The sequence below is a fragment of the Staphylococcus sp. AntiMn-1 genome, from assembly GCF_001663395.1.
Lineage (GTDB): Bacteria > Bacillota > Bacilli > Staphylococcales > Staphylococcaceae > Staphylococcus > Staphylococcus equorum.
Window position 1 is genome coordinate 766,546 of the sequence record NZ_CP012968.1, and the last position, 21,058, is coordinate 787,603.

Consider the following 21,058-nt stretch of genomic DNA (forward strand, 5'->3'; position numbering starts at 1 on the left):
CATAAGCGTTATTATGTTATTGGATTTTAGTCTTTACTTCTCACCATTAATACGTTGCCTTCAGTAATATTCACATCACCTTCTGTTTGGTTAAGTTCGTTGGAAATCGTAAGCGTAGATCCTAGTTTAAGTTGTTCCTTTTCTAGATTATATTTAAAATTATTTAACGAGATAACCGTAGGATAAGTGACTGGAATAAATGAGATATAACGGTAGTTGTCATTTTTCTGAATCGTATATGACCCTGTTTTTAAAAATTGAATTTCATTATTCACATCAATAAGTTTAATGACAATATTTTGCTCTGTATATTCTGGTTTTTCTAAAATTTGTAACGCGCCCATAAAATGATCTAATCGACCACCTGTAGCACCATAAACACAAATCTCTTTATAACCATTGGTCACTGCTTGATCAATACCTAAAGCTAGGTCTGTATCATTTTTTTCCGAATTAAATGGATTAATGTCAATTCGTTTTTCAACAAATGCTTTTTCCTCACTTGTAATTGAGTCAAAATCACCTACAGCAAATCGAGGTATTATCCCTGCTTCTATCAAAAGTAACGCTCCTCGATCAACCCCAATCCAATGCTCATCTGTTTCTGTCTTTAATAAACCTTCAGGCAAATTTCTATTGCCACACAATAAATTCACTTTCATTAGCTTCAGCCTTTCAATGTTTTCGTTACTTCTTTGTAATCATCATGTTTAAAGAAATATGACCCCGCAACTAACATTGTAGCACCATGGTTTATAACAGTTTCAACAGTCTCATTGTTAATACCACCATCTACTTCGATTTCAAATTCTAAGTTCAATTCATCTTTGATTTTTGATAGTTGATCTAATTTTACAACAGTATCATTAATAAATGATTGACCCCCAAAACCAGGATTCACCGTCATCACTAATACAAAATCCACCATTTTTATCACTGGTAAGATTGCATCTACGGGTGTGCCAGGATTGATTACAACACCTGCTTTTACATTTTCATTCTTTATTTGTTCTATTACTCTATGAATATGTGGTGTTGCTTCTACGTGCACTGAGATCATATCAGCCCCGTAGTCGGCAAATAATTCGACATATTTTTCTGGTTTTTCAATCATTAAATGAACATCAATTGGCAGTCGTGTACCTTTACGCACTGCTTCAAGTATTGGTAAACCAATCGAAATATTTGGCACGAATTGACCATCCATAACATCAAAGTGTACACCGTCTACACCTGCTTCTTCTAATGCTGTTAATTCTTCTTGTAATTTTAAAAAATCAGTTGATAATAATGATGGATAAAGTTTTGCCATTTAATATCTTTCCTTTCTATTTGCAATTTCGTTAAAGAGTTGTAAGTAATGGTCATATCTGAATTGTGCAATGTTTCCATTTTCCAACTCATTTTTCACATTACATTTTGGTTCATTAATATGATTACAATCTCTAAATTTACACTTTTCGCCGTATTCATTAATCTCCATAAAGTAATTTTTTAATTCGTCTTTTTGGATATGTGTAAAATCTAACGCACTAAACCCAGGCGTATCTGCTATATAACCATGGCTTCGTTCAAAAAGCTCTATATGTGTTGTAGTATGACGACCGCGGTTAAGTGCTTTTGAAATATGTTGCGTTTCAATATTCAGTTCTGGAAAATATTTATTTAATAGTGTTGATTTACCGACACCAGATTGACCGCTTAATACAGCAAGTCCTTCCCCCAAGCAGCAAAAACAGGTTCAATATCATCATCGATACTAATGAATTGTGTTTTATAGCCCATATTTTCATAAATATTTAACAATTGTGTAACTTTTTGCTGCGTTTCAACTGAGGCTAAATCTCTTTTAGTTATGAGAATACGCGGGCGCATATGATACGAATGCGCAATGACTAAAAATCTATCTAGTAATTGCGTTGAAAAATCAGGTTCTACTGCACTCATTACTAATATAAGATGATCCACGTTACTAACAAGTGGCCTTTTTAATTCATTTTTTCTATCATGAACGTATTGAATATATCCTTCTGTTATATTTTCAACTTCGAAATCAACTACATCACCAACGATTGGTGAAAATTTATTTTTTCTGAATAAACCGCGTGGTTTCGTATCGTACATTTCACCTTCTACATCTACACGATAAACGCCACTTAATGATTTTATAATGCGTCCTGTCTTCACTTAGACACCTCTCTTTAAAAACTATTATCTTATATATTATAGCAAAGCCTTTTTAATTTAAATATGATTTAAGACTATTTCGTATAAAAATCAGCATAAACCATCTTACTATTCTTATATAAACAATAAAACCTATAAAATAAAACACCATTTCAACAGACTTTATATCAGTTGAAATGGTGTTCACTTATGTTTATTTGACTCTAAGATAAATTAGCAACACTAAACTCTCTTTGTTCGTTAAGTGCCAGTTCAGATCGCAAGCTTTGGCTTGCATTAGCAACACTAAACTCTCTTTGTTCGTTAAGTGCCAGTTCAGATCGCAAGCTTTGGCTTGCATAAGCAACACTAAACTCTCTTCGTTCGTTAAGTGCAAGCTCGGATCGCAAGCTTTGGCTTGCATAAGCAACACTAAACTCTCTTCGTTCGTTAAGTGCAAGCTCGGATCGCAAGCTTTGGCTTGCATAAGCAACACTAAACTCTCTTCGTTCGTTAAGTGCAAGCTCGGATCGCAAGCTTTGGCTTGCATAAGCAACACTAAACTCTCTTCGTTCGTTAAGTGCAAGCTCGGATCGCAAGCTTTGGCTTGCATAAGCAACACTAAACTCTCTTCGTTCGTTAAGTGCAAGCTCGGATCGCAAGCTTTGGCTTGCATAAGCAACACTAAACTCTCTTCGTTCGTTAAGTGCAAGCTCGGATCGCAAGCTTTGGCTTGCATAAGCAACACTAAACTCTCTTCGTTCGTTAAGTGCAAGCTCGGATCGCAAGCTTTGGCTTGCATAAGCAACACTAAACTCTCTTCGTTCGTTAAGTGTTGCTAAAAATCATAAGGGATATCTTTATCAGCAACGATCTTATCATCAACTCGAATGGTATATCCTGCTGTCTCACCTTTTTGAATTGTCATTGGGATTTTTACTGTTTTATTTTCTTTTATCTTGTACGTCTGTGAAGGTGAATCGCCTTCGTCATCTTTATCTCTTACATAAACTTTGACTTCTTGGCTCTCATCATCATCACCTGTATACTGTACTTGATATGTCTCTGTATACGTTTTGTCTAGTTCATCATCTTTAGACTTATCTTCATCTTTTTTATCAGAATCTTCTTTATCCTTGTCTTTGTCTTCATCTTTTTCCTCAGGTGCTCCTTTAGAAACTGTGAATCCAATAGTTGAACCTTCATCAACTTCTTCACCTTTTGGTGATTGGCTGATAACGTGATCTTTCTTAACTTTGTCGTCGTCTTGTTCTTCATTAACCACAACTTTAAAGCCTTTAGCTTCTAACTCTGATTTAGCTGTTTTAAAGGATTTGTTTTCATAATCTTCGACATAAACTTGTTTTGTACCTAATGATTCAGTTAATTCGATATTACTATCATTCACTTCAACTTTATCGCCAGGTGATACGTTTTGTCCTTCGATTAATCCTTTAGCTACATTTTGGTTCGTATACGCTTGTTTTACTTTAGCGTCTTTAATGCCTAAGTCTTTCAACTTATCCATCGCTTCTGCTTTAGGGATACCATAAAGACTAGGCATTTCTGCTAATTTAGGCCCTTTAGATAAAACGATATCCACCTTACTATTCTGTTCTAAACGCTCACCTTTTTTAGGTGTTGTTTTAATGATTTTATTTTCAGAGTATTTATCACTATACTCACGAGAAATATCACCAAGTTCTAATTTATTATCTTTTAATATCGTTTCTGCTTCTTTTTCAGTTTTACCAGATAAGTCAGGCGTCTCTAAATACTTACTCCCAAACATTCCCATAGCCATAAAACCAAATAAGCCAAATAATAAAAGAATAATTACAATAGCGTAGAAAAACTTCTTTTTCTTTGAACGTTGTTTCGTTGGCACTGCATATATATGCTCTTCACTAGATTGGAATTTTTGTTGATTCACAATAGGGATTTGCATCGTTTCTTTAATATTTTTATGTTGATTTTCTGATTGTGTTTGATTAGCAATTTCTTCTTTATTTATAGGCACTGTTTTAGTGTTCGCATCATCTGACAGATATTTTGCTTCATACTCTCTACTTTTTGACAATGCACTATCAAGATCTTCTTGCATATCTTTAACAGTTTCATAACGTTCAGATCTATCTTTTTCAGTTGCTTTTAGCACAACATTACTTATAGCTTGTGGCACATCTGATCGATGCTCCGTAACATTGGGCATCGGGTCTTGTATATGCTTAATTGCAATACTTACTGCGGTTTCTCCTGAAAATGGAGGCTTACCAACAAGCATTTCATACAATACTACACCGATGGAATAGATATCAGTTCCATTATCTGTAGACTTTCCTCGTGCTTGTTCTGGAGATAGATACTGTACTGTACCTAACACATGATTCGTTTCGGTCATTGTTGTTTCACTTAACGCTTTAGCTATACCAAAATCTAATATTTTCAAAGTTTTATCCTTTTCCACCAAAATATTTTGAGGTTTGATATCACGGTGAACAATTTTAGTATCATGCGCATGCTTGATACCATCGATAATTTGTCTCGTGAAATTCAACACAGTTTCAATATCTAATGGATGATTTTCTTGAATGTATTCTGATAATGTTGGACCTTTTATGTATTCCATCACTAAAAAGAAGTTCTCTTCATTTTCTGTGACATCAAATACACTAACAATATTGTCGTGTGAAAGTTGAGTTAAGTTATGTACTTCGCGCTCGAAACGTTTAATTGTTTCTTCTTTTTCACCCGAGGGAATTCTAATTGCTTTAATTGCAACTTGTCGGTTGAGTATCGAGTCTTCAGCAAGATAGACAGTACTCATACCACCGCCACCAAGTTTTTTAATCACTTCATAGCGTTCATTTATTAATTTGCCTATCATACTTTATCACCTTCAATCTCAGCCAAAATTAAACTTACATTATCATTCGTATCTTGCGATAATGCAAGTTCTATTAAATTTTGTCCATGTGTTTCTAATTCATTGTCTTGAATTAATACTTCTTGAATCATATGATTACGAACAAAATCAGTTAGACCATCAGAATTCAACATTAAAAAATCATAAAAATTCGTTTTTTTCACAAAAATATCTGGCGTAACTAATTTATCCGTACCCATCACTTTCGTAATAATATTGCGTTGTGGGTGCGTAAATGCTTCTTCAGCGCTAATTTGGCCGATCATCATAAGATGATTCACGAATGAGTGGTCGTTGGTAATTTGTTCAATATCTCTACTATTCACTAAATACGCACGTGAATCTCCAATATTTGCAACAACTACATAATTATCAAATACTAATGCACAAACACAAGTCGTACCCATACCTTGGTATTTTGGATTTTCTACTGACAATTGATATAATTCACGGTTAATCGCTTTTAGTGTTGTTCTCAACCAATCTTCAGCTTGATCTGCCTCGATGAGATTTTCTTCTTCAAATCGACTTTGCAGTTCATTGGTTACAAATTGGCTCGCGACTTCACCTGCAAGATGTCCACCCATACCATCACAAAGCACTAATAACTGTTGCTCTGTTTGATTATAAAATACGCCACCTGCATCTTCATTCTTATCACGATATTGACCCGTGTCAGTAAAAAATTGTGCTTTTAGCATGTCTCTACCTCGTTTCTACTTTTCGTTCCTTCGCTCTTAATTGACCACACGCAGCATCTATATCTGCACCTTGTTCTCGTCTAATTGTTGCATTAATACCTAAACGTTTTAATTCTTTTTCAAATTTAAATATGTCTTCTTTAGGCGTCTTAACGTAATTTCGTTCTGGTACGTGGTTAACAGGAATTAAATTAACATGACAATTTAAGTTTTGAATTAAATGAGCTAATTCTCTAGCATGTTCAAGTTGATCATTAACGCCACCAAACAATCCATACTCAAACGTAATACGTCTATTTGTTGTTTCTTGATAATAATTAATAGCTTCCATTAATTTTTCAACGTTGTATGCTCTGTTAATAGGCATTAATCTAGAACGTATTTCATCATTTGCACCGTGTAAACTCACAGCAAAATTAATTTGAATGTCTTCGTCTGCGAAATCATATATACGTGGAATAATACCTGAAGTTGATACCGTAATATGACGGGCACCAATATTCAACCCATTATCGTTATTGACAATTTTTAAGAAATCCATCATTTCATCATAGTTCTCAAACGGTTCACCAATACCCATGATAACAATTTGTGATACGCGTTCTTCTGATTCATCTAGTGCTTTTTGAACAGTAAGTACTTGCGATACTATTTCACCCGCTTCTAGATTACGTTTCAACCCACCTAATGTAGATGCACAGAACGTACAACCAATACGACAACCTACTTGTGTCGTAACACATACTGAATTCCCATATTCATGTCTCATTAGAACTGTTTCAATTGTATAGCCATCTTGTAGTTCAAATAAAAATTTGATTGTACCGTCTCGGCTCTCTTGTTTAACGACTGTCGTCATAGTTGTCATTGTAAAACTTTCTTTTAAAACTTCTCTAAGTTCCTTAGATAAATTCAGCATTTCGTCGATGCTATCTACACGTTTTTCATAAAGCCATTCAAAAATTTGTTTCGCTCTGAATTTTTGCTGACCATTTTGTATCAACCAATCTTGCATCTCGTCATATCTAATTGAATAAATGGACTGCTTTTCAAAATTGGGAAGAAACTTATTCTTTTTCTTCTTTTCTTCAGTAATCATAATTTAATTTTCCTTTCTTCTAATCCTAGTAATGAAAAAGCCATCAGAGTTGAAATCTTGAGGTAGTACTTGCATCGTTTTCACTTTTTCTCCAGTAATCGGGTGTTCAAATGTGTCAAACTCAAAATCTTTATTATCTTTTAAAAATGTATATACTACATTCTCATTTTCTAATTGTTCAATTGTGCATGTAGAATAAATTAACGTGCCACCTGGTTTTAAATTATCTTTCACATTATTTAAAATTCCCAATTGAATTTCGACTAATGATTGAATCGATTGTTGCGATTGTTCATATTTAATTTCAGGTTTGTGTCTTAGGACACCTAAGCCACTACATGGTGCATCAACTAAAATCTTATCATACACTTTACCATATTTTTCAGTAGCGTCGTGTTCAAAAGCAGAAATGTTAGACAATCGTAATTTTTTAATATTGAAATCTATCAAATCTATCTTATGTTCATAGATATCAGTTGCATCAATATGGCCTGTGCCGTTTAATACTTCTGCAATATGGCACGCTTTTCCACCTGGCGCACTACATGCATCTAATACTTCGTCGCCGTCAGTTAATCCCATTAATTCCGCAACGAACATAGAACTTTTATCTTGGATAGAAACTAAACCATCTTTGAACATACGTGATTCGATAATTGGTTTGCCACTGATATGCAAACACGTATCAATTTCGTTATCTTGTTCCACGATGTAATCATCTTCAACTAATCTTCTAATTGCATCTTCAATTGAAATCCTTGTTAAATTCACACGTACAGTTGTCGCTACTTTTGTTAAAAATGATTCCGCGATTGCTTCAGTTTTTTCAATACCAAAGTGTGTCGACCAATGATCTACTAACCATTTTGGCAAACTGTATTCGATAGCGATTCTTTTTTTATCATCAGTGATTTCAGTGAAGTCTGGCAAGTCACTGCGCATAATATTACGTAATATACCATTCACTACGTTACCGTTATGCGGTCCACCCTTACGTTTAGCAATTTCTACTGCTTCGTTAATAATCGCATGTTCAGGAACCTTGTCTAAATAAACATATTGATAAATACTCATCCATAATAATTGTCTTACCCAACCTTTGAGCTTTGTTTGAACGAAAGGTTTTAGTAGGTAATCCAGTGAAAATTTTCTTTTTAATGTGCCATAAACGAGTTCAGTAAATAATCCTTTATCTGCACGATTTAATTCATTATTAGATAAAACATCATTAATGATGATATTGCTATAAGCCTTGTCATTAATGATGTCTTGTAAAGTTTCAAACGCTAACTGTCGTACATTCGTGTCTATTGTCATAATAATACCTTCCCAACGAGTGACGTTTGCACTCCACTTAAGTAATTTGCAGCAAGCATTCGTTTTTTACCTGCAACTTGTATGTCTGTTAAAGCAATAGCATCTTTAGAACCCGTTGCCACGATGATTGCTTTTTTAGTTGTTTCTATAATCGTACCTGGTTTTCCCGTTTTATCTTTTTCAATTCTAGATGCATATATTTTTAAATTTCCGTCATCCATCACCGTGTAAGCAACAGGCCATGGTGATAAGCCGCGAATATGGTTATATATCTGTTCTGCTGATAGTGTCCAATCAATTTTCTCGTCTTCACGATTAATATTAGAGGCAAATGTCGCTTCACTTTCATTTTGAACAACACTGTCATTGGTGCCATCTATTATAGAGGGCAACGTTTCTTTCAGTAAGTTTGCACCTAAAAAACTCAATTTCTCGTGCATCGAACCTACATCATCTTGCTGTTCTATCTCGATAGCGCGTTGAGATATAATATCACCCGCATCTAATTTTTTAACCATATACATAATAGATATACCTGTTTCCTTTTCACCATCAATAATTGCTTGATGAATTGGAGCGCCACCTCTATATTTAGGTAATAATGATGCGTGGACATTAATCGCACCCAGTTTAGGTGATGCTAATAATGATTCTGGTAATAATTGTCCAAAAGCTGCTGTGACGATTAGGTCTGCATTTAAATCAATAAGTACTTTTAAATCTTCTGATTGTGCTAATTTTTCTGGCTGGTAGACCGCAATGTCATGTTCTACTGCCACTTTTTTTACTGGTGGTGGTGTGAGTGTACGCTTTCTACCAACTGGTCTATCTGGTTGCGTTACAACTGCAATTACATCATGTTCAGCAATTAGCATTTCTAAAACTTTAGTTGAAAAATCAGGTGTCCCCATAAATATAATTTTACTCATTGTCAAAATACGCCTCCATTTCAGCTTCACTTAAAAATTTACTTACGCGCTCAGTAAATAACTTACCTTCAAAATGGTCAATCATATGTAATATCATACGTGCAATATCATCATATGCAGTCATTTCAACCTCATTACCATTTTTATCATTACTTTTAACAACGATCATTTTGCTTCTGGTCACTTCACCATATACGTTAGGTATACTAATAGAGCCTTCTAAATCTGTAACTTTCTCATTAGATTCGCTTATTAATTGAGGATTAATCAGTTGTAACAAGCCATCTACTTCCATATCTATAATCGCTACTTTTTGCGATATACCAATTTGTGGTGCACATATAGCGGATGCACCTACATCATACATTGTATCTTCTAAATCGAGTAACAACTCCGCTAATTGAGCGTCAAATAAACTAACATCAGGTATTGATCTTTTTAGAAGTGGGTGTTGACTCGTAACAAGCTGTTTAATTGTCATCATAATTCTCCTCACAAAAATTCATCATATCATTATAACTTATTTTGACCAAAAATGCATCATGCATTGTGTAACAGCTAATTTAAATAACCGTACTAGCCGTTTATACTTTAATTTGAAAATATATTTCATCCATTTTAATTACTACATACAGCTTAACAATTCCAAACAAAAAAAGGAGATATTTTATCAGTTTACAATAAAATATCTCCTTCGTTTTACATGTAATTCAATTATATAAATATTAATTCTCTTTTTTAATTCATAGATAAACTAGTAAGCTGTATGCCAAACTCATCAAAATTATAAGGATTCAGCCACTTTTCAAATTCTATTTTATTTTCATGCCATTCGCTATCTATCATAGATAACCAACATGTATCTCGACTTCTATTTTTATAAATTGTATGATTTCTAAAAATGCCTTCATATTTAAATCCAAGTCGTTTGGCTGCCTTAATAGAAGGTTGATTCAAAGCATCACATTTCCATTCATATCTTCTATAACCTAATGTTTCAAATACATACTTTGCTAATAAATATTGAACCTCAGTTGCAATACGTGATTGTTTTAAAACATTTGAATAATGAATATGGCCCACTTCAATAGATGCATTTTTTTGATTTATTCTTAACAATGATAAAATACCAACCGCTTCTTCCGTTTTGTTGTCAATAATTGAAAAGAAATAAGGATCTTTTGATTTAATTTTATTATTTATGTAGGCTTTAAATTGATTGAAATCTTGAGTTTGTTCATCAGGTAGATATGTCCAATTCGGCGCATCTGCTTCTACACTAAAATGGTTGAATAAATCATCGATATGTTGTGTTGACAATTTTTCCAAGTGACTATATTGTCCTTTTAATGACTTTGTTTCAGGAAAACCAGGCATTTCAAAATCATTTATTATATCACCAATTGGTTGATTGTATTCATTATATACCATTGCAACATCGCCCCTTTATTCACTCGTACTATGCCGAGATTTATAGGCTCACTATACACTAATATTTTAAATTTTGTCTATTTATTTTAAATATTAATTTATAACGCTAAGCTCAATATTTAACAAGTGCGATGATGCGCACACTTTATTGTTACACACTTATTTGGATGAATTTTTGAAGTTTGCTTGATTCACATTAAATCTTCAGAGGTTGTATTAAAAAATTCAGCCAATATTTGTGCGTCTTCATTTTTTAACGTCGTTTGCTTACTTTCTATGCGTTCAATTAATTCAGGACTTAATTTCGTATTATATAAAGATGCGATGCGATTTGATAATTCAACTATGCTTAATCCTGTAGCTTCTCTCTTATTCATTAAACTCATAGACAAAACCCCTTAGATATTGTATTTAGATGATGAAAAATACTCAGCAATGTATTTTATTGTTGATTTTAAAATCTCAGACCTTTATTTTAAATAAGTTCGATTTCAATTTATATTGGACTCGTTACTATTCAATATAACTGTACAAATCATTAAATGCAAATTTTAAATTTGATATGTTTTATATATATTGAATTTGCATACATAATAATTGTTATAGACATTTAAAGTTTTAAAAACAAAAAGTTAAAAAGACCTTTATAATAAATAGTAGCTCACTATTCACTTTTAATAACATTGTTAATTTAACTTAAAGATTTAATTACATTCACCCTATGTTATTGATTTTAGTTATTCTTTTATAATATGGTTACTATATACTTTTACAAAGGATGAATAAGTTTGGATAAAGAAAACTGGTTTATAGCTATTCTAGTAATACTTATGTTTTTAGCGTATTTATTCCCCTTCATAGATGCTATTTATAATCATTAGCAATATTAATAATCTCTTTTTTCCTCACAAAACTCCTCTAATATAATATTTCAAGGATGCAAATCGACGAATGCCAAATATATTAACCAACATTGTTAGCAATCATTCAAATATATAACATTAAAAAGGACAAACAGTTAACTAAGACTTTAAAAACGTCTCAAATTAAACTATTTGTCCTTTTTTGTAGTTTATTTAATTATACAAACCTCTCTAAACTTTGGATCAACTGTAGACAATACATTTAACTAAGTTGCTTACATCATCATTTGGGGATTAAAAAGTCTGTTTTGTCATTGTTTCACAGTGTCTATAAAAGCTGTCACATCAAGGTTTTAAGGGTATTACACTAATTATAAATTCCCACAGTGTGTGCCCTTTTCTAATTAATCTGCCCTTTTTTTGCCCTTAAAATACCTACCTTTAACGGTGGGTTATTTTATTTCCACAATATCCTTCAAATTAATCTTACTTAAACCAGTTTCTTCATATAAATAGAGTAACTGTGTGTGAACATCTACTTTGTGTATGTAACCCTCTATTGTTTGTATATACCCTTGTACAAAATAGCGCACTTCTATAGCTGGGTCGTTGTACATTTTAAATATCAATGTATCGTTTAATATATTCAATTGGTCATCGCTTAATTCAGGCTTTTCTATTTTGTTTTGGTCTTGCATATATTCTTTTAAACGCTCATGCTGCTCGGGTATTGTGGCAAACGGCGCCCACTTAACCATGCCACGACCTTCTGGTATACGTGGATTTAAATATTCACGTGGTATATTGCGATAATCAGATTCGTATTTATATTCATCTGGTGCATCTTGGTTAATAATCATATTAATCACCTCATGAACATAATAGAACACTTGTTCGCATATGTAAATAAAAAATAACCGCATCAATTAAGATACGGTTACTGCCTTTCTTCTTCTTTATCTTCAACGTTATTATTTTGTGATTCTCCAGTAAATATTCCTAGCATTGATATAAATGTGAACCCAACAAATATAGTTCCTAAAACTGCATGCCCTTTTAATATTAAGTAGAAACTGCCAAACCCAAATAATATAGCTAAAACAAAAGCGAGTACAAACCTAAAATAAAAACTTCTTGCAACATGATTTATTGTCTTTGCTTCCATTTTTCGTCTGTGGTCAGATTCCCCTATGCCGTTATCAATTATCCTTTTAGCTGAGCCTGGATCTAATTTATCGTAACCCTCTAAGATTTTGGGGTGTGGAATAGGACCATTATACATTTCTAAAGTAGCAATTAAATCCTTTTTGTCTTCATCATCAACATCTGACCGTTTTACAGCATCAATAATATCTAAGTCGTGATTTTCTTTTTCGTTATCTGGCATAATTTTTTATAGCCTTTCTAATATCGTTTCCTACTTTGGTGTAATCTCCATTTATTTTTTTCCAGTCTTCAGAAGTTTTATCTTTCTTATGGTAATAAACGTTTACATTATTTATTGTTTTTTTCTTATCGTGAGGAGAAATAATATTAGTAAAAGAACTAGAAAATCTATTAATATCCTTGTTTATATTTTTGTAAAATTTATTTATTATATTCATATTCCTCACCTCCTGTTTTCTTAATTATAATACATTTAATTTCAAAAAACCAGTTTTACACAAAAAAACAGGGCAAGTGCATGACGACACTTACCCTTAGTATGATAGCTATTTATATTGTAACATATTATTTAATTGTTCCCCATAATGGACCTACCGAATGATTAGGAGGTGTGCCACTTGCTGTTCTTATCGGTAAATAATATCGTTTACCTTTCCATGAATAACCAATCCAAACATGACCGTCCTGAATCATTACTTCGTCATAATCGCACCATCCGCCGGGTTGGAACATATACGCTTTAGGACAACTTAAGAATGGTCCAACTGTTCTAACTTGGATAGGTTGGTTGCCATTTGTGAATCTCGCCTTTTCAGATTTATAATAAGTACCGTAAGGGTGTTAACCTTCCAACCCGAATTGTTGCTTGGTTTTGGTACATCTTTTTTCGGTGGCAGTTTATCCTTACTAGCACTTGCCCCGTAAATTGGTGCATCGTGTATAGCACCTGCCAACGCTTTACTAAAGTCGTCATAGTTCTTTTTAAGATAATCCATATCGCCTTTATTAGTAATGAATCCAAGTTCTACCAATCTATAATTCATATTTAAATTAGCTGCCACATTAGCGTTCAATAAGTTGCCACGTTTGTCGATTGGTCGAATTGTACTTACAGTGTCCTTCAACACTTGGTCAATATTTTTATCAATTTGGTCTGCACTGTGACGATCTGATATGATAACGTGACCTCCACTTGCGCTTGCACTTGCTGCATCAAGATGTAATTCGACAACCACATCGTATTTCTGACGTTTAACCCAATACATGCCGTAATCTTTGTGATTTCCGATACGTTCACCGTAAGCAGTGTCGGCATATAAGTTTTGAGATTGTTTAGAACCACCGTATAAATCAACAGTGTGTCCCGCTTGTTTCAAATACTTTTGGATATTTGGTGCTATATATTTACGAATGAAGTCACGTTCATTTGTGGAATTTCCGACTGCCCCCGGATCTACACCACCATGACCAGAAACGATAAGAATTTTCTTAGGTGTAACCTTCGGCTTCTTAGGTGTTGTTACTTTATTTTTTACTTTATCTTTTACTTTATTGACAACATTTGCTTTGGTTTTATAATCTGGTCGCCAGAAGTATACGGGATTGTCATAACTGTGTGTGACAAGTTGGGCAACCTCTGTTTTATTCAGTCCACCCCCATACCAATTTTGATCCAAGCCTTGATACGTGTTAATATTAGCAGACCAAACTATCCCAGTGTGTCCAGCACCTTGACCATATCTTCCGTTCATGATGAATATATCGCCCTTTTGTGGTAAAAAGTTCGGTGTGTTTTCATAGATGGTACCATATTTTTCAAGCACTGATTTATTATCTATATGGATATCTTTCGCATACAAACCATATAAACGTTCACCAGTTAGATGGTTATAATATTGATTGACAAGGTCATAACACTGCCAACCAAACGCATTATCAAAGTCCCAACCTTTACCTTTTAACTTACTCATATAACTATGTGTCTGTGCTTTAGTTTTATTAATAGTCATTTAATCTCTCCTATATTTACAAAATTCTATATTTGTCCGTCTTTATCTGCGTCAAAGTCACTAGGTGCGCCACCAGCATGAGTTTTTTTCTCGTGTTTTAGTTCCTTCAATACATCGTTTGCTTCCTTACCTTCTTTTGTGAAAGGATTGTCTTTATAAGCTGTCCAAGCACCGACCACCCAAACTACAATATCACTCAATAACTGGTCATCTGCGGGAATTGGTGAGATACCATGTTTTGCTAACTGTTGATTTATTAATGCTAAAATTAACGCCAATACTCTGACGATTGTTCCATTAGTTAATTTCATGTTTTCAATCTCCTTTTTTGCTGAAATAGTGCGCTGTGTGGCGCTTTGTACTGCATCGAGAAACGATAATGCCTATAGTTATCCGTTCACGAATATAATAAAAAGCCGACTCAATGAGCCGACTCTAAAAAAATACTTGCGCAAAACCTATAGCTGCTGCAAAAATACCACCTAACGTCGTTATGATGGCAATTGTTACTTGAACAGCGCCCGTTTTCTTTTCTTTAGTTGTTGCCTTAATTTCCTGTATTGCATCTGTATTTGATCGTGTTTGCGTTTCAATATTAGAAACACGTTTATCAAATCCAGTTAAATTATTATTAATCTTGTCTAAACTATCTATCATTTTATCTTGTTGCTTTATCGCTTGTTCGCCTCGTTGTTGATCTAATTCTAACTTTTTATCTAGTTTATGGTATAAATCTTTTAACTCTTGGTCGCCTCTGTCAATGTACTGATATATTTTTCGTTCACGTGTATTAAATACATCGTGTGTAACAAACTTATTTTCGTCTACCATATAACTCCGCACCACCTACAAACGATGTAACACCAGTCCACGCTGTTAATATTAAAAAGTTGAATGGTGTTAGCCAATTTAAGTTATTGTACAACCCAGCGCTTGTCATAACAAAATAGAATATCGACGAGGTTAAACCGCCTATAAAGATGAAGAAATAATATTTGCTGTTTTCTTCCATACTTGTTACAAATAGTGCGCTCATGGTATATAGAAAACCAGTAACCATAATTATTAAACCCCATAACCAAATAGGCATGATTTCATTTAAAGCTAGATAAAAAGGCGAATCTTTCAATATTGTTTCTGGACTTGTAAACCAAAGTACACCCCGTCCAAATATGGTCGAACCTAGTAGTAGGGATTGAGTGATTAACAATATTTCTTTTGTGTCTAACTTACTAATACTAAATGTCCTTTTCATTCACTCACCCACTTTTTATAAAATAAAAAGCCCCAACCTATTCGGGTTGCGACTCTTTGTATTCTTGTAATTCTCTGTATAACTTTTCAATTTGTACCTGTAATTTAACTTTCACTGTGTTCAATTCGTTAATAGTATTTTGTTGGATTGCGATTTCAATGTCTTTATCATCCATTTGTTCCATTTTCTAATTCCTCCAGTCGTTTTTGTTGTTCTTTTATAATAGGTATTAAGTGAACCCAAAGCCTGTCGTACTGAATAGACTCAACGCCACCTTCTGTGTTGTAATCTACATATTCGCTTAGTCCGACACTCTCAACATCTTCTGCAATTAAACCTACATGTCGTTTGAGTTTGAAAGCATCATCACTTATACGACATCCTTCTTTACATTCTTCTGATACTATTTCAGATTCTGCTTTATCGAACCATGATTTTACATCTAAGTTTAAAATGTTCTTAGAATGTTCTAATTGATCGTTTGGTTCAGTGTATTGATTTTCAATAGATAATTTATACTTACTAGCAGATGTTGAACGTCCGAGTGTACCTTCTTCTGTGATTACCATATTAGCGCCCATAGAATAAGTACGTTTGTATATAGCATCAGACCTTACACGTCTACTTGAATCACTACCCACTGCAAAGTAATCATAATTAATTAAACTTATATAATCATTACCACTACGTCTATCTACAGTATTAAATTCACCATTACCAGCTTCTATTGTAGTATCTCCGCCTGTAGAGAAACTCTTATCAACAACTTCTACACGTGCCGAGTTCTTATTGAAACGTAATCCCGAATTATAAATATCACCGCTACTAGTACCGTTCATACCGTACATTAAATATCCGTCTGTTGCGCCACTTTTACTTAATGTGAAGTCAAAAGTATGGTTAGCAGTAAAATCTTCTGTATATGGTCTAACATATACTGGGCCTTTTCGACTTTCCAAGTTTACTGACGCACCAGCGTCTAACATGATACGGTTACTATCACTATATAATGCAACAACGCCACCGTTACTACTCATTGTTATTCCGTCTGCGTTAGTCGGTGAATACGTTTTATCCCACCAATAAATAGAACCACTTGACCCGGGTGAGTCTGCCCATTCACCATCGCCATCTAGGAAAGTGGAAAAACCAAAGGCACTAAAGTTGATTGCTTTATTTCTATTCTCGTCACTAAACCTTATATAACCACGTGATAATGTTGTTGTTACATCATAATCGTATGATTGTCCTAACCATCTACGGCTATATTGTCCACGTTGAGTTATTCTATTATTGGTTATTTCAGTAAACTCTCTAGAATTACCACCACGCACACTAATTAAATTAGCGTTCAACGTACCAGTAGTAATCGTATCTGCCACTATACCCTCCGCTGTGATTGCAGTTTTAGCGGTCTTACCACCATCAGTAGAGAGTAACAACCCACTACTGTTTTGTGTCATAATATTGTTATTGTTCTTCTTATCCATGAAGTGTTGACCGTTTGTATCATATATAATTTCACTGGTAGTATTTTGTATTTTAGTTACCATTGATTTACTTATAATGTCTAACGCTTGAAAAGGTAGCGATTTGCGACCTTGTATCAAGTCTGCTATATCTTTGGCAGCAGTGGATAAGTTGCTTCCATATTGGTCTGCCATGTTACCTGTACCGAATGTGATTTCCATGTCCAATATTTGTTCTAAATCATTAACGGACTTCGATATTTTAACCACACGTATTTCAGTATCTAATCCAATACGTTCATCAACTAGGAATACTCTATCACCTATCACAGCGTGTTGGTAGTTATAACCTTGTTGTGACATGTCATAGATATCAGCAGTGAATGAAATTTGAACACTTTCATCAACTATCTTTTTAAGGTTAGCGTCCATTGTCGCTTGTTTAGTCACACGACCATCTCGAATAGGTGGTGCTTCTCTCACACCGATAATGTCGGCAAGTGGTGAAGTATATTCACGTTTTAATTTAGCTTTATCAATTACATCTGTATTTTCGTCATCATCTGAATAGTTACCAAAACCTTTAGCATGTGTCCACATTTCAGATGCATCTACTTCTTTTGTAATGTCTTGTGTATTCACTTTATAACGATACTCAAAGTTAGCGTCATTACCGAGTCTGTTTTGTAAGTAAACTACATTACCAACGATGTTAAATTCATAACCATATCGGTCTATAAACGTTTTAAATATTTCTAATCGTGTTTCACCTTCGCCAATACCTTCAAAGCTATTACTAGGTGCAGACTCTACTGTGGAATATGTGAAAGGCGTATCATTAAACACAATGTTAAACGCTTCTGTAACGGTTAAACTTTCATCTATACGTTGATATATACGACTTGTGTTCAACCAATCAAGCATGTATAGAACAGCTGTAACAGATATTTGATATTTATTACCGAACCCAGTTTGCTTACTGGATATAATACGGTACTCTTTACCTTCGAATAGGATAATCCACATTTTTAAATCATCCTGCTTATCAAGAAATTCACTGTTCATATCAGTATATTCTATATCTATATCAATACGTTCATCACCGTTTAGCTCTTGATCGTGCTTAACGATACCTTGCAAGAAGTATTCTTCACCTTCTAAATCTCTAATGAACATCAATGTTTATCACTCTCCTTTCTCAAAAGAAAAAACCACTATTAATAAGTGGTTTCTGGTTCTAGTAATAATGAGTTTTCAACCGATGTGACACTACCTTCTGTAGTTGCAGTAACGATTGAATAATCGCTATCATTTGATACACAGTTGAATAAGTACATTTTAGATTTACCAACGTTACCATTTTTAAAACTTGTATTTGAAATCGTTCCAGTTGTAGCACGTGAACCATAAGAATGTACACCTATGTTCACAGATACTGTACCTTCATTTACATCGATTACGTTTGGTCCACCGTTGTTGTGATACTCTCCACCGATACGGATTATTTGTCCCCCATCGTGCATAGTTGAACCGTTATTCTGGTCTGCGCCATTACGTCCATTGTCAAAACCAACACAATCAATTTCAATAACTTTAGGTAGAATACCATTCTTAATGTGGTAGTTAAAACCATCCATCGTTGCGTGTTTAGCCACGCATGATTGTAAGATATTGTAATCATACCCCTCAATACTTAAGGCATTACCACCACTACCAATAGAGAAGTAACAATTTTTTGCGAAGAATTTATTTCCAGCTTTAGTTGCTGACAATTTAACGCTATTAGTAAATCGTATGTTTTCAAAATAAACCTTTGGATTATCAGTAATCTTAACCGTATCACTAAACATGTTCGGTAGTATTTGGTCATCTGGTACTCTGTCATCATGTGTACGAACATATATATTGTTAGAACTGTCGATGTAATAAGACCCAACGTTGTCCGATACTTCTTGTACGCTATTACGCTTAGTTAAAAACTTAATATCATCAATATTATTGTAGTCGATTACTTCAACAACGTTTGTTTGGTTAGTTTGATAAACATTTGTATGAGTAGGGTTTTGTGTCCACGCAACACCATCACGATGTGCGCCGATTAATACTTTACCTTTTCCAATTAAGTTGAAAGGTTTCGTTTGTGAAAATCCACTAAAACCATGTGTCCAACCGTAAGCACCTTCTTGTACCACAATTTCATCTGCATCACCATAGCGTATGGCTCTATTGATTGATTGAAAAGGTGCTGATTCTGTACCAGCGTTTGTGTTATCACCTGTTTTAGCATCTACATAGTATCGTTTAGTTACTGCGTTTTTATTTACGCCAACATCATAATTTACTTTTACATTACCATTCAAAGCAGATTGCACTGTGAATGGAACTGCGATATTTAAATCAGATGGTACTTTTAAATTAGTAAGTGTTCCATATAACTTATCGTATAAAGCACTCTTTTGTGATGCGTCTATAACACCAGTTTGCACATTATCAATACGTGCTTTTAATGTGTCACTAGCCACACCGTTAATGTCCACACGTGCCTGTGTAACTTCCGCATCACTTTGACCATTATCTATAATCAATTGATCTATTTGTTTTTGAACACTTTTATTTTCTGCGTTTGCTTCTTGTGCTTGTTGTATTGCTTGTTCAGCATCTGAACTGATTTGTAACGTCTTTTCTACACTTTCAAATAGATATTTGAAGTTATTTTCATATGTTTGTACCTTTGTAGCAAGATCATTACTAATGCCATCCACATTTGTTAGCAATTCGCTTATTTGGGAAAAAAGAAAAACGAAGTTATTATTAACTCCGTTCACATTCTTTCTATCCCAGAAGCCATCTAATACATGTCTATTAGCCATAAAATACCTCCTATTTATAATAAAAAGGGAAATCGAATTGAATGTTATCAACCGTTCCCCCACTGATTGTTATTTCGTTTTCACCCGGTACCAAGCTAATAAATTTACGATTCGTTTCACGTAACCTATTTGACGCTAAACCAACTAAAGCTTTAACACCGTTTAAATCAACAGTGTTACCCGTCCTAGGTGCAGTATATTTAAACACTTCACCCGTTGTTTTGTTTGTCATAGTGAAACCACCATCAGTTACTAATCTGTATAATCTGATTTTTAAATCCATATTACGTGGGTCAACCGTTACATTCCCACCATTCCACACCTTGAATGTTGTATCTGTGAATGTGTATTTAAGATAGTCAACGTGTAAACCATCAGCTGTACCATACTTCTCAACTAGACCACTATATCCACTACTTTCAATTTCTTGCGTTGTATACTTCGTACGCCAAAAAGGTAATCCTGTGATTCGTGCGTCTACTTCAAACGTTGAGTACCAATAACCGTAACGTTCTGGTGTAAACGATCCATCGACTGTTATTTTTAACATTCTTGAAGGTACTGTATCATCGCTTACATATAAAAATGGGTGTTCATCAAACAAGTTGTACACTTCATCACGTTGTAACCTGTGGTCAAACGTTCCATGATAGTGTTCAGTCATGAAGTTCATTTTAACTTCTCTACCTTTGTAGTTGTATCCGTAATCTACGACACCTGGTACACCGTCTATTTGCTGTTCTTTACGTTCCTTTTCTATAGATGAAACAAGTAAATCCAGCGGGCGAACGCCCACCGGATAATCTACTTTGTTCATATTTGGGTCATACAGTGTAAAGGTCAAATGTATATACCC

Annotated in this window: 22 protein-coding genes and 2 pseudogenes; all 24 read right to left on the minus strand. The window is 34.1% G+C overall.

The features are described 5' to 3' along the window. Positions 1-26: 26 nt before the first annotated feature. The 24 genes and pseudogenes from AOB58_RS03735 to AOB58_RS03840 all read right to left on the minus strand — a co-directional run bounded on the left by AOB58_RS03735 (position 27) and on the right by AOB58_RS03840 (position 21,046). Positions 27-662, minus strand: a complete 636-nt coding sequence (locus AOB58_RS03735) for a thiamine diphosphokinase (protein ID WP_046465278.1) — start codon at positions 660-662, stop codon at positions 27-29. 5 nt (positions 663-667) lie between these two features. Continuing rightward, positions 668-1,312, minus strand: coding sequence for a ribulose-phosphate 3-epimerase (gene rpe / locus AOB58_RS03740; protein ID WP_021338717.1), 645 nt, complete (start codon positions 1,310-1,312; stop codon positions 668-670). Further along, positions 1,313-2,187: pseudogene (gene rsgA, locus AOB58_RS03745) on the minus strand (ribosome small subunit-dependent GTPase A). A 193-nt stretch (positions 2,188-2,380) separates the two neighbouring features. Next, positions 2,381-2,968 (minus strand): hypothetical protein, encoded by a 588-nt coding sequence (locus tag AOB58_RS03750; protein WP_158649095.1) that lies wholly within the window; start codon positions 2,966-2,968, stop codon positions 2,381-2,383. Between the two features lie 36 nt (positions 2,969-3,004). After that, on the minus strand, positions 3,005-5,053 hold the full coding sequence (pknB, locus tag AOB58_RS03755; protein ID WP_021338714.1) for a Stk1 family PASTA domain-containing Ser/Thr kinase: 2,049 nt from the start codon (positions 5,051-5,053) through the stop codon (positions 3,005-3,007). After that, on the minus strand, positions 5,050-5,793 hold the full coding sequence (locus AOB58_RS03760; RefSeq protein ID WP_021338713.1) for a Stp1/IreP family PP2C-type Ser/Thr phosphatase: 744 nt from the start codon (positions 5,791-5,793) through the stop codon (positions 5,050-5,052). Before AOB58_RS03760 ends, pknB begins: the two co-directional genes overlap by 4 nt. Before the next feature lie 4 nt (positions 5,794-5,797). Next, positions 5,798-6,892: a dual-specificity RNA methyltransferase RlmN gene (rlmN, locus tag AOB58_RS03765; RefSeq protein ID WP_002512298.1), complete on the minus strand. Its 1,095-nt coding sequence runs from the start codon at positions 6,890-6,892 to the stop codon at positions 5,798-5,800. Positions 6,893-6,895: 3 nt separating this feature from the next. After that, positions 6,896-8,203: a 16S rRNA (cytosine(967)-C(5))-methyltransferase RsmB gene (gene rsmB / locus AOB58_RS03770; protein ID WP_237283177.1), complete on the minus strand. Its 1,308-nt coding sequence runs from the start codon at positions 8,201-8,203 to the stop codon at positions 6,896-6,898. 2 nt (positions 8,204-8,205) lie between these two features. Then, entirely contained in the window at positions 8,206-9,138 is a 933-nt protein-coding gene (gene fmt, locus AOB58_RS03775) for a methionyl-tRNA formyltransferase (RefSeq protein ID WP_031265888.1), read from the minus strand. Further along, positions 9,131-9,619: a peptide deformylase gene (locus AOB58_RS03780; RefSeq protein WP_064782969.1), complete on the minus strand. Its 489-nt coding sequence runs from the start codon at positions 9,617-9,619 to the stop codon at positions 9,131-9,133. Before AOB58_RS03780 ends, fmt begins: the two co-directional genes overlap by 8 nt. Positions 9,620-9,876: 257 nt before the next feature. Beyond that, positions 9,877-10,569: a GNAT family N-acetyltransferase gene (locus AOB58_RS03785; protein ID WP_021338709.1), complete on the minus strand. Its 693-nt coding sequence runs from the start codon at positions 10,567-10,569 to the stop codon at positions 9,877-9,879. A gap of 191 nt (positions 10,570-10,760) precedes the next feature. Next, on the minus strand, positions 10,761-10,955 hold the full coding sequence (locus AOB58_RS03790) for a helix-turn-helix domain-containing protein (RefSeq protein WP_046465253.1): 195 nt from the start codon (positions 10,953-10,955) through the stop codon (positions 10,761-10,763). Between the two features lie 929 nt (positions 10,956-11,884). Further along, positions 11,885-12,292, minus strand: a complete 408-nt coding sequence (locus AOB58_RS03795; RefSeq protein ID WP_064782970.1) for a YolD-like family protein — start codon at positions 12,290-12,292, stop codon at positions 11,885-11,887. A 77-nt stretch (positions 12,293-12,369) separates the two neighbouring features. Continuing rightward, on the minus strand, positions 12,370-12,819 hold the full coding sequence (locus AOB58_RS03800; RefSeq protein ID WP_064782971.1) for a DUF2335 domain-containing protein: 450 nt from the start codon (positions 12,817-12,819) through the stop codon (positions 12,370-12,372). Then, positions 12,809-13,036 (minus strand): hypothetical protein, encoded by a 228-nt coding sequence (locus AOB58_RS03805; protein WP_064782972.1) that lies wholly within the window; start codon positions 13,034-13,036, stop codon positions 12,809-12,811. Before AOB58_RS03805 ends, AOB58_RS03800 begins: the two co-directional genes overlap by 11 nt. 127 nt (positions 13,037-13,163) lie before the next feature. Further along, a pseudogene (locus AOB58_RS13440) lies at positions 13,164-13,433 on the minus strand (SH3 domain-containing protein); the annotation flags it as partial. Then, positions 13,349-14,608, minus strand: coding sequence for an N-acetylmuramoyl-L-alanine amidase (locus AOB58_RS13445; protein ID WP_064782973.1), 1,260 nt, complete (start codon positions 14,606-14,608; stop codon positions 13,349-13,351). The gene AOB58_RS13445 and the pseudogene AOB58_RS13440, both read right to left, overlap by 85 nt. Before the next feature lie 26 nt (positions 14,609-14,634). Further along, positions 14,635-14,919: a phage holin gene (locus AOB58_RS03815; protein ID WP_064782974.1), complete on the minus strand. Its 285-nt coding sequence runs from the start codon at positions 14,917-14,919 to the stop codon at positions 14,635-14,637. A 124-nt stretch (positions 14,920-15,043) separates the two neighbouring features. Then, positions 15,044-15,439, minus strand: coding sequence for a hypothetical protein (locus AOB58_RS03820; RefSeq protein WP_064782975.1), 396 nt, complete (start codon positions 15,437-15,439; stop codon positions 15,044-15,046). Continuing rightward, positions 15,423-15,863 carry a hypothetical protein gene (locus tag AOB58_RS03825; RefSeq protein WP_064782976.1) on the minus strand — a complete coding sequence of 147 codons (441 nt, stop codon included), beginning with the start codon at positions 15,861-15,863 and terminating at the stop codon, positions 15,423-15,425. The genes AOB58_RS03820 and AOB58_RS03825 overlap by 17 nt, the downstream gene beginning before the upstream one ends. 37 nt (positions 15,864-15,900) lie before the next feature. Continuing rightward, positions 15,901-16,047: a hypothetical protein gene (locus tag AOB58_RS13615; RefSeq protein WP_203226409.1), complete on the minus strand. Its 147-nt coding sequence runs from the start codon at positions 16,045-16,047 to the stop codon at positions 15,901-15,903. Beyond that, on the minus strand, positions 16,031-18,508 hold the full coding sequence (locus AOB58_RS03830) for a phage tail spike protein (protein WP_064782977.1): 2,478 nt from the start codon (positions 18,506-18,508) through the stop codon (positions 16,031-16,033). The genes AOB58_RS13615 and AOB58_RS03830 overlap by 17 nt, the downstream gene beginning before the upstream one ends. A 41-nt stretch (positions 18,509-18,549) precedes the next feature. Beyond that, positions 18,550-20,202, minus strand: coding sequence for a hypothetical protein (locus tag AOB58_RS03835; protein ID WP_064782978.1), 1,653 nt, complete (start codon positions 20,200-20,202; stop codon positions 18,550-18,552). A gap of 10 nt (positions 20,203-20,212) precedes the next feature. Next, complete coding sequence (locus tag AOB58_RS03840) at positions 20,213-21,046, minus strand: phage tail domain-containing protein (RefSeq protein WP_237283168.1); 834 nt, start codon at positions 21,044-21,046, stop codon at positions 20,213-20,215. Positions 21,047-21,058 lie beyond the last annotated feature (12 nt).